Source organism: Streptomyces sp. NPDC051064 (assembly GCF_044455985.1).
GTDB lineage: Bacteria > Actinomycetota > Actinomycetes > Streptomycetales > Streptomycetaceae > Streptomyces.
Genome location: NZ_JBITFK010000001.1, coordinates 1 through 14,333, shown reverse-complemented (window position 1 = coordinate 14,333; position 14,333 = coordinate 1). Strand labels below are relative to the sequence as shown.

Here is a 14,333-nt window from a genome sequence, read left to right as displayed (position 1 = left end):
CGGAGGCGGGCCCCTGGCGCGGAAGCCGGGCCGGGAGACGGGCGCCGCGCATGGGATGCTCCGGACCCATTTCTCCCGAGTCACCGGAGGGGACGGAGAGCCTCCGCGCGCTCTTCACGCCGCCCGGCTTTCCGTTACGGGACCGCTCCTGGAATAGTTCCCCACGATGTTCAGCATCCCTAGGCTCCCTGCGACGGGGGCGACACGGGGGACAACTAGTGGGGCGCGGAGTGCCGGAACTCGTACTGGAATTGAATGGAAGGACCTGGGCGCTCGATCCGTCCAGGTCGTACACCCTCGGACGTGATCCGCAGGGCGACCTGATGATCGACGATGCCAGAGTGTCGTGGCGGCATGCCACGATCAGCTGGAACGGCCGCGGCTGGTCCATCGAGGACCACGGCAGCACGAACGGCACCTACGTGCAGGGCCGGCGCATCCAGCAGATGGAGATCGCACCGGGGACGTCGGTCCACCTGGGCAACGCCACCGACGGCCCGCGCGTGAGCCTCATCGCCCCGGCGGGTGCCGGGGTCCAGGGCGGGCAGGCGGCGGGAGCGCAGCAGCAGGCCCCCGTACCTCCCGCGCAGGCACAGCAGGCCCCGGTGCAGCAGCCGCAGCAGCAGGGCGCGGCCGGCTGGCCCGGCGGCCCGGCGCAGCAGCAGGCGGGCTGGCAGCAGGCACCGCAGATGCAGCAGCCCCCGGTCCCGCACCAGCAGGGCCACGCCAACCCGCCCGGAGCGGGCGGGCACGGCGCCGCCGCCGGGGCGCCGCCGGTCTACGGCGACCGCAGCCCCACCACGTTCCACCAGCTGGACCTCGGCCGGGTCATGCGCATCGGCCGTGCGCTGGAGAACGAGCTGGTCGTCTCCGACCTGCAGGTCTCGCGCCTGCACGCCGAATTCCGGGCGACGCCCGACGGCCGCTTCGAGATCCGGGACCTCGGGTCCCACAACGGCACGTACGTCAACGGTCAGCCGCTCAGCAAGTCCGGCTCCGCCCTCATCGGCCCGAACGACATCGTCGGTGTCGGTCACTCGACCTTCCGGCTGGTCGGGGACCGGCTGGAAGAGTTCGTCGACACCGGTGAGGTCTCCTTCTCGGCCCGCCACCTCACGGTCACGGTGGACGGCGGCAAGGACATCCTCAAGGACGTCTCGTTCGGCGTCCCGGAGAAGTCGCTGATCGCCGTCATCGGCCCCTCGGGCTCCGGCAAGTCCACCCTGCTGAAGGCGCTCACCGGCTACCGGCCCGCCAACCAGGGCGACGTCCTCTACGACAACCGGAACCTGTACAAGCAGTTCGCCGAGCTGAGGCAGCGCATCGGCCTGGTCCCGCAGGACGACATCCTGCACAAGGAACTCACGGTCACCAGGGCTCTGCGGTACGCGGCCAAGCTCCGCTTCCCCGCGGACACCACCGAGGCCGAGCGCACCGCCCGGATCCAGGAGGTCCTCGCCGAGCTCAAGCTCGACATCCACAAGGACAAGAAGATCACCTCGCTCTCCGGCGGCCAGCGCAAGCGTGTGTCGGTCGCCCTGGAGCTGCTGACCAAGCCGTCGCTGATCTTCCTGGACGAGCCCACCTCCGGCCTAGACCCGGGCATGGACCGCGATGTCATGCAGCTGCTGCGGGGTCTCGCCGACGACGGCCGTACGGTCCTCGTGGTCACGCACTCCGTGGCCGAGCTGGCCATCTGCGACAAGCTCCTCGTGATGGCGCCCGGCGGGTCCGTCGCCTACTTCGGTCCTCCCGAGGAGGCGCTGAACTTCTTCGGCTACACCAGCTGGGCCGACGTCTTCTCCGCGTTCGAGAACTATCGCGACTACGACTGGGCGGGACGCTGGCGCGGCTCGCAGCACTACCAGATGTACGCCGCGGACATCGACGCCGTCGCCGCGCAGCCGGTGCACATGCCTCCGCCGCAGCAGATCCGTCCCCCGAAGCCGTCGGGCTGGGTGGCCCAGCTGTGGACGCTGATGCGCCGCTACATCTCGGTGATCGCGTCCGACAGGGGCTTCCTCGCTCTGATGGTGATCCTTCCGGCGGTGCTCGGCATCGTCAGCGTGGTCATTCCCGCGGAGTTCGGCCTGGTGGAGCCCGACGTGCCCAACAAGCAGTTCAACGCCAAGGCCGGGACCATCATGCTGATCCTCGCGGTCGGCATGTGCTTCGCCGCCGCGGCCAACTCCGTACGAGAGCTGATCAAGGAGCGGGTGATCTACGAGCGGGAACGGGCCACCGGTCTCTCCCGTTCCGCCTACCTGCTGTCCAAGGTGATCGTCCTCGGTGTGATCACGGCCTTCCAGGGCGTGATCCTCTGCGGGATCGGCTTCTCCACCCGCCAGCTGCCGGAGGAGGGCCTGTTGATGCCCCCCGCCGTGGAGATGTGCCTGTCGATCACCGTGCTCGGCTTCACCTCGATGATGGTCGGCCTGCTGATCTCCGCGCTGGTGAAGACCGCCGAGAAGACCATGCCGCTGCTCGTCATGTTCGCCATCGTCCAGGTCGTCTTCACGGGCGTGCTCTTCCAGGTCTACGGATCCCCGGGCCTGGAGCAGTTCGCCTGGCTGATGCCGTCGCGCTGGGCGGTGGCCGCGGCGGGCACCACGCTGGACCTCGCGCACCTCATGCCGCCGTGGGACCCGGAACACCCGACCGACCTGGATCCGCTCTGGGAGCACTCGGCCGGGCAGTGGGGGACCAACATCACGGTGATGCTCGTGATGAGCGCCGTCCTCTTCGTCGCGGTCTCGCGGATGCTGCGCCGCCATGAGCCCGAGGTGATGCGCAAGTAACGCCGCCGGGCCCGCACGGGACCCGGAAACGCCCGAGGGCGGCACCCCGTGGGGTGCCGCCCTTCGGCATGTGCCGGCCGGTCACGCGACGCTGCGGACCGGCAGGTCAGCTCTGCCAGGTTCTGCTCGGTGCGTGGCTCAGTACGCGCTGTCGACGTTGTCGATCGAGCCGTACTTGTCCGCGGCGTAGTTGGCGGCAGCGGTGATGTTGGCGACCGGGTCGTACTGGTCCTTCTTGGTGCCCTTGACGTGGTAGAAGTCGAACGTCGGCTTGATGACCTGCAGCAGGCCCTTCGACGGGACGCCGTTGATCGCGTTGATGTCCCAGTTGTTGATGGCGCGCGGGTTACCGCTGGACTCGCGGATGATGTTGCGGTGCAGGCCCTCGTACGTACCGGGGATGTTCTTCTTGTCCATGATGGCGAGAGCCTCACGGATCCAGCCGTCCAGGTTGTTGGCGTAGACCGGCTTGCGGTCGGCCGCGCGGCTGGCCTTCTTGGCGGAACGCTTCTTCGCGTCGGCCTTGGCCTTCGCGGCGGCCTTGCTCTTGGCCTCGGCGACGGCCTTGGCCTTCGCCTCCGCCTTGGCGGCGGCCTTCTTCTTCTCGGCGGCGTCCGTGGCCTTGGCCGCCTCAGCGGTCTTGGCCAGACGCTCGGCCGTCGTGCTCTGCTCCAGGCCGGTGCCCTTGAGACTCTGCGTCTGCGAGCCGGTGTAGGCGACGGGCGCGGCGGCCGCGGCGGCCTGCGGCTCGGTCGTGGCCGACGCGTCGTCGGGGACGAGCGAGAAGGCGAGAGCGGCGGCGGCCAGGGTCGAGACCCCCGCGACGGAGAGCTTCTGCGCCTTGTTCAGGCGACGGCTACGGCTGGAGATGCGGGACACGGACATACAGTCGTACCTCTTCGAATTGCAGGGGGTCCTCGGCGAGGACGAGACGGAAGAGCCGAAGCATCTCCGTCGGGGACAGATGCAATTCTTAGCGCCAGCAAAATGACGTGGCAAAGGTGTGACGTACGAAGCCGGGTAGTGGAACGGGGTCTTGTTCATACCTCCTTGTCCGGTTTGAACCCTGGCAACTTGCCCGTTTTACGCCAACTATCCGACTTCGTAAGTGACGTGGGTCCTATGCCTGGGCTCACATGGGGACCCCTTCGCACTCACGAATAGTTGCTCCAGTAATGCGGAGCGTAAGCGACTTATCGGGCGGGGGGCAGCAAGAGGTGGGGCGTCCCCGAACTCGTGCCAGAGATACCGGTGGTCCAGGGCCTGGGCGTACCCCCGCCGCAGCGTCTCCCGCCCCGCGACCGCCTCCAGCATCAGCAGGTGGGAGGTCTCCGGCTCGTGCAGTCCGGTCAGCAGCCCGTCCACCACCCGCACCCCCGCTGCGGCATCACCACCAGATCCGTCCACCCCGACGAGGCCCGCACCACCGCGTCCTCGCCCGCCGCGGACTCCAGGGCCCGCACCGCCGTCGTCCCCACGGCGATCACCCTGCCCCCGCCCGCCCGGGCCGCGTTCACCAGCCATGCCGTGGTGCGCGGCACCTCGAAACGCTCCGGGTAGGGCGGTTCGTGCACCTCGGCCGAGGTGCACCCCCGTATGCAACGTCAGCGGCGCGAACTGCACCCCGCGGCTCACCAGCGCCGCCACCGGACCCGCGCGAAGGGCCGCGCCGCACTCGGCATTACCGGATCGGCCGCCCGTACCTGCTCAGTAGGCCGGGCACGTCCCGCGGCGCCCGCGCCCACCAGAGCCTGGCCCCCTCGCGCGGCCCGAGGGGCTCGTCCAGGACCAGCGCCTCCCCGCCCGGGAGCCGTACCGCCGCTCCCGCCGGGCCGCCGGGAACGGGGCGAGGCCGGCCGCCTCGTCCATCCGCCGCAGCCGCGTACGGCACTTGGGACTAGGTCCGGAGCCCCGTACGACCGTGGCCCGCAGCCCGATACGTGGGTGGTGGGCCCGCCGGTACGGTGAGCGCATGAGTCATCGCCCACCGTCGGGCCTCGCCGCTGTCAGCGCCGCGCTGCTCGCCATGAGCCGGCACCTGGAGATGAGGGACGTCCTCAAGACGATCGTCGCCTCCGCCCGCGAACTGCTGGACGCCGAGTACGCCGCCCTCGGCGTGCCGGACGACCACGGCGGCTTCGCCCAGTTCGTCGTCGACGGCGTGAGCGACGAACAGTGGAAGGCCATCGGGCCGCTGCCCCGCCAGCACGGCATCCTCGCGGCGATGCTCCACGAGGCGAAGCCCCAGCGGCTCGCCGATGTCCGCGAGGACCCCCGCTTCGAAGGGTGGCCCGACGCGCACCCCGACATGTCCGACTTCCTCGGCCTGCCCATCCAGGACGGCGACGAGACGATCGGCGCGCTCTTCCTCGCCAACAAGCGCTGCACCGGCCCCACGGGCGGCTGCAACTTCACCGAGGAGGACGAGGAGCTCCTCGGGATCCTCGCCCAGCACGCCGCGATCGCCCTCACCAACGCCCGGCTCTACGAACGCAGCCGTGAGCTCACCATCGCCGAGGAGCGCTCACGGCTCGCGCACGAGCTGCACGACGCGGTCAGCCAGAAGCTCTTCTCGCTCCGGCTCACCGCCCAGGCCGCCGCGGCCCTCGTCGACCGCGACCCGGTGCGCGCCAAGGGCGAGCTCCAGCAGGTCGCCACCCTGGCCGGGGAGGCCGTGGACGAGCTGCGCGCGGCCGTCGTCGAGCTGCGCCCCGCCGCCCTGGACGAGGACGGCCTGGTCGCCACGCTCCGAACCCAGATCCAGGTCATGGACCGCGCCCACACCGCCCGGGTCACCTTCGAGAGCGCCGGGGTGCGCGCCCTGCCCGCCGCCCAGGAGGAGGCGATCCTCCGGGTCGCCCAGGAGGCCCTGCACAACGCCCTGCGCCACTCGGGCGCCGGGCAGGTCGCCGTCACCCTCAGCCGGCACACCTCGTCCACGGTGCTGCGGATCACCGACGACGGCCGCGGCTTCGACCCCCACGCCGTCCGGCGCGCGGGGCGTCATCTGGGGCTCGTCTCGATGCGGCACCGGGCCGGCGGCGTCGGCGGCCGCCTCACCGTCGCTTCGGAGCCCGGCAAGGGCACCACGGTCCAGATGGAGGTCCCCTGTGGCTGACAAGATCATCAAAGTGCTCCTGGTCGACGACCACCAGGTGGTCCGCCGGGGTCTGCGTACGTTCCTCGAGATCCAGGACGACATAGAGGTCGTAGGGGAGGCGTCGGACGGGGCCGAGGGCGTCGCCAGGACCGAGGAGCTGCGGCCCGACGTGGTCCTGATGGACATCAAGATGCCGGGTACGGACGGCATCGAGGCGCTCCGCAGGCTCAGGCAGCTGGAGAACCCCGCCAAGGTGCTGATCGTCACCAGCTTCACCGAGCAGCGCACGGTGGTGCCCGCCCTGCGGGCAGGCGCATCGGGTTACGTGTACAAGGACGTCGACCCGGACGCCCTGGCCGGGGCCATCCGCTCGGTCCACGCCGGCCATGTCCTGCTCCAGCCGGAGGTCGCCGGCGCGCTGCTGGCCCAGGACGACACCGGGAACGGCACGGGGCGGGGGAGCACCCTGACCGAGCGGGAGCGGGAAGTGCTCGGACTGATCGCCGACGGCCGCTCCAACCGGGAGATCGCCCGCGCGCTGGTCCTGTCGGAGAAGACCGTGAAGACGCATGTCTCGAACATCCTGATGAAGCTCGACCTGTCGGACAGGACCCAGGCCGCGCTGTGGGCGGTCCGGCACGGAGCAGCCGGCTGACGCGGGCGCCCGTACGCCGGACCCGTTCCCAGGACCCGTTCCCAGGACCGGTTCGCGGGGCCCGTTTCGTAGGACGAGCGGACGGTTTCACTCCGGTCCGAGATTCATACTGTCGGGTGTATGTCACCCGTACGGCGCACCCTTCGAGGCGTGACGGCGTTCTCCATGCGTGCTGCGGCGGTCGGCCGCAGCGACGCGAGGAGGATCCTGAAGTGAAGAACCTGAAGAAGGCCGCAGCCGTCACCATGATCGCGGGCGGACTCATCGCCGCCGGTGCCGGTGCCGCCTCCGCCACGGGCCACGGCGGCGCCGGTGCCCACGGCACGGCCGTCGGCTCCCCGGGCGTCGTCTCGGGCAACCTCGTCCAGGTCCCGGTGAACATCCCGGTGAACGTGGTCGGCAACACGGTCAACGTGGTGGGCCTGCTCAACCCGGCCTTCGGCAACTTCGGCCTGAACGGCTGACCGACGCCTCGCACCCCGCCGCCGGGCGCGCTCACCCGAGCCCGCCCGGCGGCCGGGCCCCGGCGCCTGCCTCCCCCGCTACCGCCCCCGCTCCTCCACATACGCGTTGTACGCCGCGACCTGCGCCCGTCGGGCCACCCGCTCCACCGGCCGCAGGGCCTCGCCCCGGGCCGCGATCTCGGAAGCGCTCACCGCTCCGCCGTGCCCGTTCTCATGGGCCACGGCCACCAGCAGTCCCACGCGCTGGGCCAGCTCCAGCACCCGCACCGCACGGGGCGGATAGCCCGGAGCCAGCACCTCCCGTCCCCGCTCCGCCCGCGCCCGGTAGGCGTCCACGGCGGCCTCCGCGACCGGGCCGGACCCGGCGACATCCAGTCGCGACAGCACCGCCGTCGCATCCCGCAGCGCCTCGGCGAGCTCCCGCTCCGCCTCGCTCAGCGACGGCACATCGGCGGGCGGCGCCTCCCGGACCGGCAGGCAGCGCCACACCACCTCGACATGCAGATCCCCGGCGGGCCCCGCCTCACTCACCTCCGGCACCAGGCCGTACGGCGCCCCGGACGTGACCACCGCCTCCTCCGCCTCCAGCGCACGGGCGTTGAAGTCCGGCGGCCCGCTGAGCCCCAGCGGATGACCGGGCACCGGCAGCGCGACCCGGAAACCGGTCGCACCGAGCCCCCTCAGCCGGCCGAGCGCCAGCGTGAGCCCGACGGGCCCCGCCTCACCCGGCAGCCCCTCGACGCGGTGCACCGCGTCCTCGCCGACGATCGCGAGCGCCGCGTCGTCCGGTGACACAAGTCCGGCCAAAAGCGCGTTTCCCCATGCGGCAAGCCGCCCTGAGCGTGGTTCCGAAAGCATGGGAACAGCCTAGGGAACGGCCCCAGGACCTGAGCACTCCTCGGGTGGCGTAGGTTTTCCCTGGGAGCTGTGCCCACAGGCACGCGACGATCTCGACACTGTATGGGGAGACAACGCGCCATGAGCGATGTACTGGAGCTGGTGGACGTATCCGTGGTCCGCGACGGACGCGCTCTGGTGGACGACGTCTCCTGGTCGGTCAAGGAGGGGGAGCGCTGGGTCATCCTCGGACCGAACGGCGCCGGCAAGACCACCCTGCTCAACATCGCCTCCAGCTACCTCTTCCCCAGCACCGGCACGGCCAAGATCCTCGGTGAGCGGCTCGGCGGGGTCGGCACCGACGTCTTCGAGCTCCGCCCCCGCATCGGCATCGCCGGCGTGGCCATGGCCGATAAGCTCCCCAAGCGGCAGACCGTGCTGCAGACGGTGCTCACCGCCGCGTACGGCATGACCGCGACCTGGCACGAGGACTACGAGGCCGTCGACGAGGAGCGCGCCCGAGCCTTCCTCGACCGCCTCGGCATGACCGGGTTCCTCGACCGTAAGTTCGGCACGCTCTCCGAGGGCGAGCGCAAGCGCACCCTCATCGCCCGCGCCATGATGACCGACCCCGAGCTCCTCCTCCTCGACGAGCCCGCTGCCGGGCTCGACCTCGGCGGGCGCGAGGACCTGGTCCGCCGGCTCGGCAGGCTGGCCCGTGACCCGTACGCCCCCTCCATGGTCATGGTCACCCACCATGTCGAGGAGATCGCGCCCGGCTTCACCCACGTCCTGATGATCCGTCAGGGAAAGGTGCTCGCCGCAGGCCCGATGGAGACCGAGCTCAGCTCCCGGAACCTCTCCCTCTGCTTCGGCCTGCCGCTCGTCGTCGAGCACCGCAGCGGCCGCTACACCGCACACGGGCTGCCCCTCGGTCAGTAGTCGCCCCACAGTCAACCTCCTCTGCGCCCTGTCGGGGAAGGCACTCGCGGTCCTACGATGACCATGTGGACATCGACGCGTGGGTGTGGTGGCTGATCGGCGCGGTGGGACTGGGCATCCCCCTCGTCCTGACCGCGATGCCCGAATTCGGGATGTTCGCCGTCGGAGCGGTGGCCGCGGCCGTCGTGGCGGCCCTCGGCGGCGGCATCGTCGCCCAAGTCCTGGTGTTCGTCGTGGTGTCGGTCGCGTTGATCGCGGTCGTCCGCCCGATCGCGGCCAGGCACCGGGCGTCCAGGCCCGGCGAGGCCACCGGCATCGACGCCCTGAAAGGCCGTCAGGCCGTCGTCCTGGAACGGGTGGACGGCAGCGGCGGGCGCATCAAGCTCGCCGGCGAGGTCTGGTCCGCACGCTCCCTCGACGGCGACCAGACCTTCGAACCCGGCCGTCAGGTGGACGTCGTGGACATCGACGGTGCAACGGCCGTCGTCATGTGAGGGAACAGGTCACACGGCAGGCCGCAGTCTGCCAAACTCGAAGTCGATCATCATGAGAACGAAACCGTCTTGACCGCTCGACCTCGATCACCGCGATCCGTCGGCAACCGAAGGGCACGAGGCACACGATGCAACCGATCATCATCGTCCTGATCATTCTGGTGGTGCTCGTCTTCATCGCCCTGATCAAGACGATCCAGGTCATCCCGCAGGCCAGTGCCGCCATCGTGGAGCGCTTCGGCCGCTACACCCGCACGCTCAACGCGGGGCTGAACATCGTCGTCCCGTTCATCGACTCGATCCGCAACAGGATCGACCTCCGCGAACAGGTCGTCCCTTTCCCGCCCCAGCCGGTGATCACCCAGGACAACCTCGTCGTCAACATCGACACCGTCATCTACTACCAGGTGACCGACGCCCGCGCCGCGACGTACGAAGTCGCCAGCTACATCCAGGCGATCGAGCAGCTCACCGTCACCACGCTCCGCAACATCATCGGCGGCATGGACCTCGAGCGGACCCTGACCTCCCGCGAGGAGATCAACGCCGCGCTGCGCGGAGTCCTCGACGAGGCCACCGGCAAGTGGGGCATCCGCGTCAACCGCGTCGAGCTCAAGGCCATCGAACCGCCCACCTCCATCCAGGACTCGATGGAGAAGCAGATGCGCGCCGACCGTGACAAGCGCGCCGCCATCCTCACTGCCGAAGGCATCAGGCAGTCCGCGATCCTCACCGCGGAGGGCGAGAAGCAGTCCGCGATCCTGCGCGCCGAAGGTGAGGCCAAGGCGTCCGCGCTGCGCGCCGAGGGCGAGGCCCAGGCCATCCGCACGGTCTTCGAGTCCATCCACGCCGGAGACCCGGACCAGAAGCTCCTCTCGTACCAGTACCTCCAGATGCTTCCCAAGATCGCCGAGGGCGACGCGAACAAGCTCTGGATCGTGCCCAGCGAGATCGGCGACGCCCTCAAGGGCCTCAGCGGTGCCTTCGGCAACCTCGGCGGCGGCGCCCCAGGCTTCAACACCGGCACGGAACGCCGGGAGCAGCCCCCGGTCGAATGACCGGAGAACACCTTCGTGCATGATCGGTGAGGCCCCTCGACCTTGAAGGCGGGGAGGCGTCACTGACCATCGAAGGAGATGGCCTTGTCCATCTGGGAAATGCTCGCGGTCTTCGCGGCCGGGACCGGCGCGGGCACGATCAACACCATCGTCGGCTCGGGAACGCTGATCACGTTCCCCGTCCTGCTCGCCACAGGACTGCCGCCGGTCACCGCGACCGTGTCCAACGCGCTCGGCCTGATCCCCGGCTCCATCAGCGGCGCCATCGGCTACCGCGAGGAACTCGCGGGCCAGCGCCGCCGCATACTGAAGCTGAGCGCCGGGGCGATGATCGGCGGACTCACCGGGGCCACCCTCCTGCTCGCCCTGCCCTCCAGCGCGTTCGAGACGATCGTCCCCGTCCTCGTCACCCTCGCGCTGGTGCTGGTCATCCTGCAGCCCCGCATCAGCAGAGCGGTCCAGCGCCGCCGCGACCGCAACGGCACCCACGCCCGCCTCGACGGCGGGCCCCTGCTGTTCACCGGAATCATGCTCGCCAGCGTCTACGGCGGCTACTTCACGGCGGCCCAGGGCATCATCTACCTCTCCCTGATGGGCATGCTGCTCGACGACACGATGCAGCGCCTCAACGCCGTCAAGAACGTCCTCGCCGCCGTCGTCAACAGCGTCGCCGCGCTCTTCTTCCTCTTCGTCGCGCACTTCGACTGGACGGCCGTCGTGCTCATCGCGGCCGGCTCCGCGATCGGCGGCCAGATAGGTGCCAGGGTCGGCCGCCGGCTCAGCCCGGGCTTCCTGCGCGCCCTGATCGTCGTCGTCGGTACCGCGGCCATCGTCCAACTGCTGCTGCGCTGACGGACGGAGCCCGCCCCTCCGGTACGAGGGACGGGCTCCTCAGATGTCATGTGGGGGAGACGAGGCGCCTACGCCGCGGAGTGTGCCAGCCACTCCGGCAGCGCCGACCGGCCACCGGCACCCAGCGCGAGCAGCATCGCGTCCGCCGGCGAAGGCACGAACGGCTCCCGCAGCAGCGGCATGCCCGCCTGCTCAGGCGTCCGCGCCGCCTTGCGGTGGTTGTCCTCCGCGCACGAGGCCACCGTGTTCAGCCAGGTGTCCTGGCCGCCCTGGGCCCGCGGGACCACGTGGTCCACGGTGCTCGCCCGCCGCCCGCAGTACGCGCACCGGTGCTGGTCCCGTATGAGGACGCCCCTTCTGGACCACGGCGCGTGTCTTCGGAACGGCACCCGTACGTACCGGCAGAGCCTGATCACCCGGGGTACCGGAATGTCCACGGCGGCACCACGCATACGGAGCCCGGGATGCGACTGCTCGACGACAGCCTTGTCCTGCAGGATCAGAACGACCGCACGGTTGAGCGTCACCGTCGACAGTGGCTCGAAGCTCGCGTTGAGTACAAGTGTGTCCCGCATCCTGCCCACCTCCCGTGTGCCGCCCGTCTGTCGGCGGGCCCGGATCAACTCTGTCCGGGCGAGCCGTGATGGACAACGCAATAAAAAGTGCCCTGCCTTGATCTCTCCAAGACCAGGGCAGGGCAAACAGCAGGCGAACCTTCAGCTTTCGGGAGCGGCGTACTCCCCGATCAGCTGGGCACGGCCCAGTGTGTGGAACCGCAGGTTGAATCCGACCACGGCGGGCGAGGCGTCGCTGTCGGGACCGAGCTTCTCCGTGTCCACCGCGTATACGGTGAAGACGTAGCGGTGGTTCTCACCGGCAGGGGGCGCCGCACCGCCGAACTCCTTCGCCCCGTAGTCGTTGCGGGCCTGGACGGCACCCTCGGGCAGACCCTCGAACGCCCCGCTGCCCGCGCCGGCGGGAAGCTCGGCGACCGAGGCGGGGATGTCGAACACCACCCAGTGCCAGAACCCGCTGCCCGTGGGGGCGTCAGGGTCGAAGCACGTCACGGCGAAGCTCTTCGTCTCCGCGGGGAAGCCCTCCCACCGCAGCTGCGGCGAGGTGTTCCCCGCCGCGAACACCTGGGCGTCCGCGAGTACGGCTCCCGGCGCGAGGTCCTCGCTCACCACGGTGAACGAGGGGACCTCGGGATGGAAGTCGTGCGGCAGCGGCGCCCTCTTCTGCTCGGTCACGTCAGCACCTTTCCTGATCGGCTGTGCGTTCTTCCCACCGACCCTAGAGGGTGTGTCAGAGCCAGTTGCGCTGGCCGCCGACCTGCGCGAGCCACTGGTTGAGATACGCCGCCCAGTCGGTGCCCTGGAAGTCGTTGAGGCCCACCTTGAAGGCACGGTAGGAGTCGCTGCCCTCGCTGAAGAGTCCCGGCTTCTTGTCCATCTCCAGGATGACGTCCATCTCGCGGTCGTCCGCGACGAAGGTCAGCTCCACCTGGTTCAGCCCCCGGTACTGCTGCGGGGGGACGAACTCGATCTCCTGGTAGAACGGCAGGCGCTGGCGCGTGCCGCGGATGTGGCCGCGCTCCATGTCGGCGCTGCGGAAGCCGAAGCCCAGCTGCCCGAAGGCGTCCAGAATCGCCTGCTGCGCGGGCAGCGGGTGCACGTTGACCGGGTCCAGGTCTCCGGAGTCCAGGGCGCGCGCGATCTCCAGCTCCGTGGTCACCCCGATGTTCATGCCGCGCAGCTGCTGCCCGGCGAACATGGTGATGGGCGTCTCCCAGGGGATCTCCAGCCCGAACGGCACGACGTGCACGGCGCCCGCCTGCACCTCGAAGGCGCCACCGAGGCGCAGCTTGGCGAACTCGATGTCCTGCTTGGTCTCCTGGTCCCCGCCCTCGACCTCGACCCGCGCCTGCAGACCGACCGAGAGTCCCTCGATCTGCTGGTCCACGGATCCGCCCTGGATCCGCACCTCGCCCTGGACCACCCCGCCAGGGACGACATTGAGTTCGGTGAGTTCGGTCTCGACCGAAGCACCGCCGGCACCCATGCTCGCGAGCAGCCGCTTGAAGCCCATGTTTTTCCCTCCTAGGTCCTGTCCCCTACATACGCGCCATGACCGTAGCCGGTTCCCGTCGTCGCGACCCCAGTACCCTCGGACGCCATGAACGAGGGCATGGACCGTACGCCGCTGACGCGGGAATTCTTCGACAGGCCCGTCCTGGAGGTGGCACCGGATCTCCTGGGCCGCATCGTCGTCCGGAGCACGGACGACGGCCCCATCGAGCTGCGGCTGACGGAGGTGGAGGCGTACGCGGGCGAGGTCGATCCGGGCTCCCACGCCTTCCGGGGCCGGACGGCTCGCAACAGTGTGATGTTCGGGCCGCCAGGTCACTCGTACGTCTACTTCACGTACGGCATGTGGCACTGCCTCAATCTGGTGTGCGGACCCGAGGGCAGGGCGAGTGGTGTGCTGCTCCGGGCCGGCGAGATCGGCACGGGGGCGGAGATGGCCCGCAAACGTCGATTCTCGGCCCGGCACGACAGAGAATTGGCCAAAGGCCCGGCGCGCCTGGCCACCGCCCTCGACGTCGACCGCGCGTTGAACGGTGTCGACGTGGTGGCGGGCCGGCGGCGCCCTCTGTCCGTCCTGCAAGGCTCACCGCCGCCCTCCGACCAGGTGCGGAGCGGTCCTCGCACGGGTGTGGGCGGAGACGGCTCCCACCACCCCTGGCGCTTCTGGATCGACGGCGATCCCACGGTCAGTCCGTACCGCGCTCATGTGCCGCGCCGCAGGGCAACTTGACTCGCCCCCGCTGTTTCCCTAATGTAGTCCGAGCCGCTTGAACGGATGCAGTTGTTCTTGGCGCGGTCCATCGGACCGGGCCGAAGCATCGTGAGAGGGCCAACCACTACCTACGATTCACCCCTGGCGGGTGCAATTTCGGCATGCCGAAATTCTCCCATCGACTCGATTATGAGTCGCCGAGGAAATCGGCTAATGTAGTGACCACGCCGAAAGGGAAACGCGAAAGCGAAGAACTGGAAAGCGATTGAGCAGGAACCCGCTTCGGCCGGGAATCGGACACGAAAGAGTCTGATAGAGTCGGAAACGCAAGAAC

14 protein-coding genes and 1 pseudogene are annotated in these 14,333 nt (G+C 69.7%); 9 read left to right on the top strand and 6 right to left on the bottom strand.

Going from position 1 to position 14,333, the window contains the following annotated elements; translation table 11 throughout:
- The first annotated feature begins 218 nt into the window (after nucleotides 1-218).
- The gene (locus tag ACIBCU_RS00075; protein ID WP_362932743.1) at nucleotides 219-2,798 is read left to right on the top strand and encodes an FHA domain-containing protein; all 2,580 of its coding nucleotides are present in this window, start codon (nucleotides 219-221) and stop codon (nucleotides 2,796-2,798) included.
- Nucleotides 2,799-2,936: 138 nt separating this feature from the next.
- Here the strand turns inward: ACIBCU_RS00075 and ACIBCU_RS00070 are convergent, their stop codons facing one another.
- Both ACIBCU_RS00070 and ACIBCU_RS00065 read right to left on the bottom strand, forming a co-directional pair.
- Entirely contained in the window at nucleotides 2,937-3,683 is a 747-nt protein-coding gene (locus ACIBCU_RS00070; RefSeq protein WP_362932741.1) for a transglycosylase SLT domain-containing protein, read from the bottom strand.
- Between the two features lie 308 nt (nucleotides 3,684-3,991).
- A pseudogene (locus ACIBCU_RS00065) lies at nucleotides 3,992-4,668 on the bottom strand (S-adenosylmethionine:tRNA ribosyltransferase-isomerase); the annotation flags it as partial.
- A 102-nt stretch (nucleotides 4,669-4,770) separates the two neighbouring features.
- Here ACIBCU_RS00065 and ACIBCU_RS00060 point away from each other — a divergent pair.
- The 3 genes from ACIBCU_RS00060 (at nucleotide 4,771) to ACIBCU_RS00050 (ending at nucleotide 7,017) form a co-directional block, all read left to right on the top strand.
- Nucleotides 4,771-5,916: a GAF domain-containing sensor histidine kinase gene (locus ACIBCU_RS00060; protein ID WP_362932739.1), complete on the top strand. Its 1,146-nt coding sequence runs from the start codon at nucleotides 4,771-4,773 to the stop codon at nucleotides 5,914-5,916.
- A complete protein-coding gene (locus ACIBCU_RS00055; protein ID WP_362932737.1) occupies nucleotides 5,909-6,553 on the top strand; it encodes a response regulator transcription factor in 645 nt (214 codons plus the stop codon). The genes ACIBCU_RS00060 and ACIBCU_RS00055 overlap by 8 nt, the downstream gene beginning before the upstream one ends.
- 212 nt (nucleotides 6,554-6,765) lie before the next feature.
- Nucleotides 6,766-7,017, top strand: a complete 252-nt coding sequence (locus tag ACIBCU_RS00050) for a chaplin family protein (protein WP_362932735.1) — start codon at nucleotides 6,766-6,768, stop codon at nucleotides 7,015-7,017.
- 78 nt (nucleotides 7,018-7,095) lie between these two features.
- On the opposite strand, the gene ACIBCU_RS00045 is transcribed toward ACIBCU_RS00050, so the two are convergent.
- Nucleotides 7,096-7,875 (bottom strand): hypothetical protein, encoded by a 780-nt coding sequence (locus ACIBCU_RS00045; RefSeq protein WP_399228140.1) that lies wholly within the window; start codon nucleotides 7,873-7,875, stop codon nucleotides 7,096-7,098.
- Nucleotides 7,876-7,995: 120 nt separating this feature from the next.
- Here ACIBCU_RS00045 and ACIBCU_RS00040 point away from each other — a divergent pair, with 120 nt between their 5' ends.
- The 4 genes from ACIBCU_RS00040 to ACIBCU_RS00025 all read left to right on the top strand — a co-directional run bounded on the left by ACIBCU_RS00040 (nucleotide 7,996) and on the right by ACIBCU_RS00025 (nucleotide 11,200).
- Nucleotides 7,996-8,796, top strand: a complete 801-nt coding sequence (locus ACIBCU_RS00040) for an ABC transporter ATP-binding protein (protein WP_362932731.1) — start codon at nucleotides 7,996-7,998, stop codon at nucleotides 8,794-8,796.
- 65 nt (nucleotides 8,797-8,861) lie between these two features.
- A complete protein-coding gene (locus ACIBCU_RS00035; protein ID WP_362932729.1) occupies nucleotides 8,862-9,290 on the top strand; it encodes an NfeD family protein in 429 nt (142 codons plus the stop codon).
- A 128-nt stretch (nucleotides 9,291-9,418) separates the two neighbouring features.
- A complete protein-coding gene (locus ACIBCU_RS00030; RefSeq protein ID WP_104790097.1) occupies nucleotides 9,419-10,348 on the top strand; it encodes an SPFH domain-containing protein in 930 nt (309 codons plus the stop codon).
- Between the two features lie 84 nt (nucleotides 10,349-10,432).
- Nucleotides 10,433-11,200, top strand: coding sequence for a sulfite exporter TauE/SafE family protein (locus tag ACIBCU_RS00025; RefSeq protein ID WP_362932727.1), 768 nt, complete (start codon nucleotides 10,433-10,435; stop codon nucleotides 11,198-11,200).
- Nucleotides 11,201-11,268: 68 nt separating this feature from the next.
- Here the strand turns inward: ACIBCU_RS00025 and ACIBCU_RS00020 are convergent, their stop codons facing one another.
- The 3 genes from ACIBCU_RS00020 to ACIBCU_RS00010 form a co-directional block, all read right to left on the bottom strand.
- Nucleotides 11,269-11,775 (bottom strand): HNH endonuclease, encoded by a 507-nt coding sequence (locus ACIBCU_RS00020; RefSeq protein ID WP_104790099.1) that lies wholly within the window; start codon nucleotides 11,773-11,775, stop codon nucleotides 11,269-11,271.
- Nucleotides 11,776-11,916: 141 nt separating this feature from the next.
- Nucleotides 11,917-12,450, bottom strand: coding sequence for a YbhB/YbcL family Raf kinase inhibitor-like protein (locus ACIBCU_RS00015; RefSeq protein ID WP_362932725.1), 534 nt, complete (start codon nucleotides 12,448-12,450; stop codon nucleotides 11,917-11,919).
- A gap of 55 nt (nucleotides 12,451-12,505) precedes the next feature.
- Complete coding sequence (locus tag ACIBCU_RS00010) at nucleotides 12,506-13,288, bottom strand: sporulation protein (protein ID WP_104790101.1); 783 nt, start codon at nucleotides 13,286-13,288, stop codon at nucleotides 12,506-12,508.
- A gap of 87 nt (nucleotides 13,289-13,375) precedes the next feature.
- On the opposite strand from ACIBCU_RS00010, the gene ACIBCU_RS00005 reads away from it, so the two are divergent.
- The gene (locus ACIBCU_RS00005; RefSeq protein ID WP_362932723.1) at nucleotides 13,376-14,017 is read left to right on the top strand and encodes a DNA-3-methyladenine glycosylase; all 642 of its coding nucleotides are present in this window, start codon (nucleotides 13,376-13,378) and stop codon (nucleotides 14,015-14,017) included.
- Nucleotides 14,018-14,333 lie beyond the last annotated feature (316 nt).

Excerpts from the sequence above, each read along its gene's own strand:
- ACIBCU_RS00070 (WP_362932741.1), bottom strand. The coding sequence starts at position 3,683 with ATGTCCGTGTCCCGCATCTCCAGCCGTAGCCGTCGCCTGAACAAGGCG.
- ACIBCU_RS00060 (WP_362932739.1), top strand. The coding sequence starts at position 4,771 with ATGAGTCATCGCCCACCGTCGGGCCTCGCCGCTGTCAGCGCCGCGCTG.
- ACIBCU_RS00045 (WP_399228140.1), bottom strand. The coding sequence starts at position 7,875 with ATGCTTTCGGAACCACGCTCAGGGCGGCTTGCCGCATGGGGAAACGCG.
- ACIBCU_RS00040 (WP_362932731.1), top strand. The coding sequence starts at position 7,996 with ATGAGCGATGTACTGGAGCTGGTGGACGTATCCGTGGTCCGCGACGGA.
- ACIBCU_RS00030 (WP_104790097.1), top strand. The coding sequence starts at position 9,419 with ATGCAACCGATCATCATCGTCCTGATCATTCTGGTGGTGCTCGTCTTC.
- ACIBCU_RS00020 (WP_104790099.1), bottom strand. The coding sequence starts at position 11,775 with ATGCGGGACACACTTGTACTCAACGCGAGCTTCGAGCCACTGTCGACG.
- ACIBCU_RS00010 (WP_104790101.1), bottom strand. The coding sequence starts at position 13,288 with ATGGGCTTCAAGCGGCTGCTCGCGAGCATGGGTGCCGGCGGTGCTTCG.
- ACIBCU_RS00005 (WP_362932723.1), top strand. The coding sequence starts at position 13,376 with ATGAACGAGGGCATGGACCGTACGCCGCTGACGCGGGAATTCTTCGAC.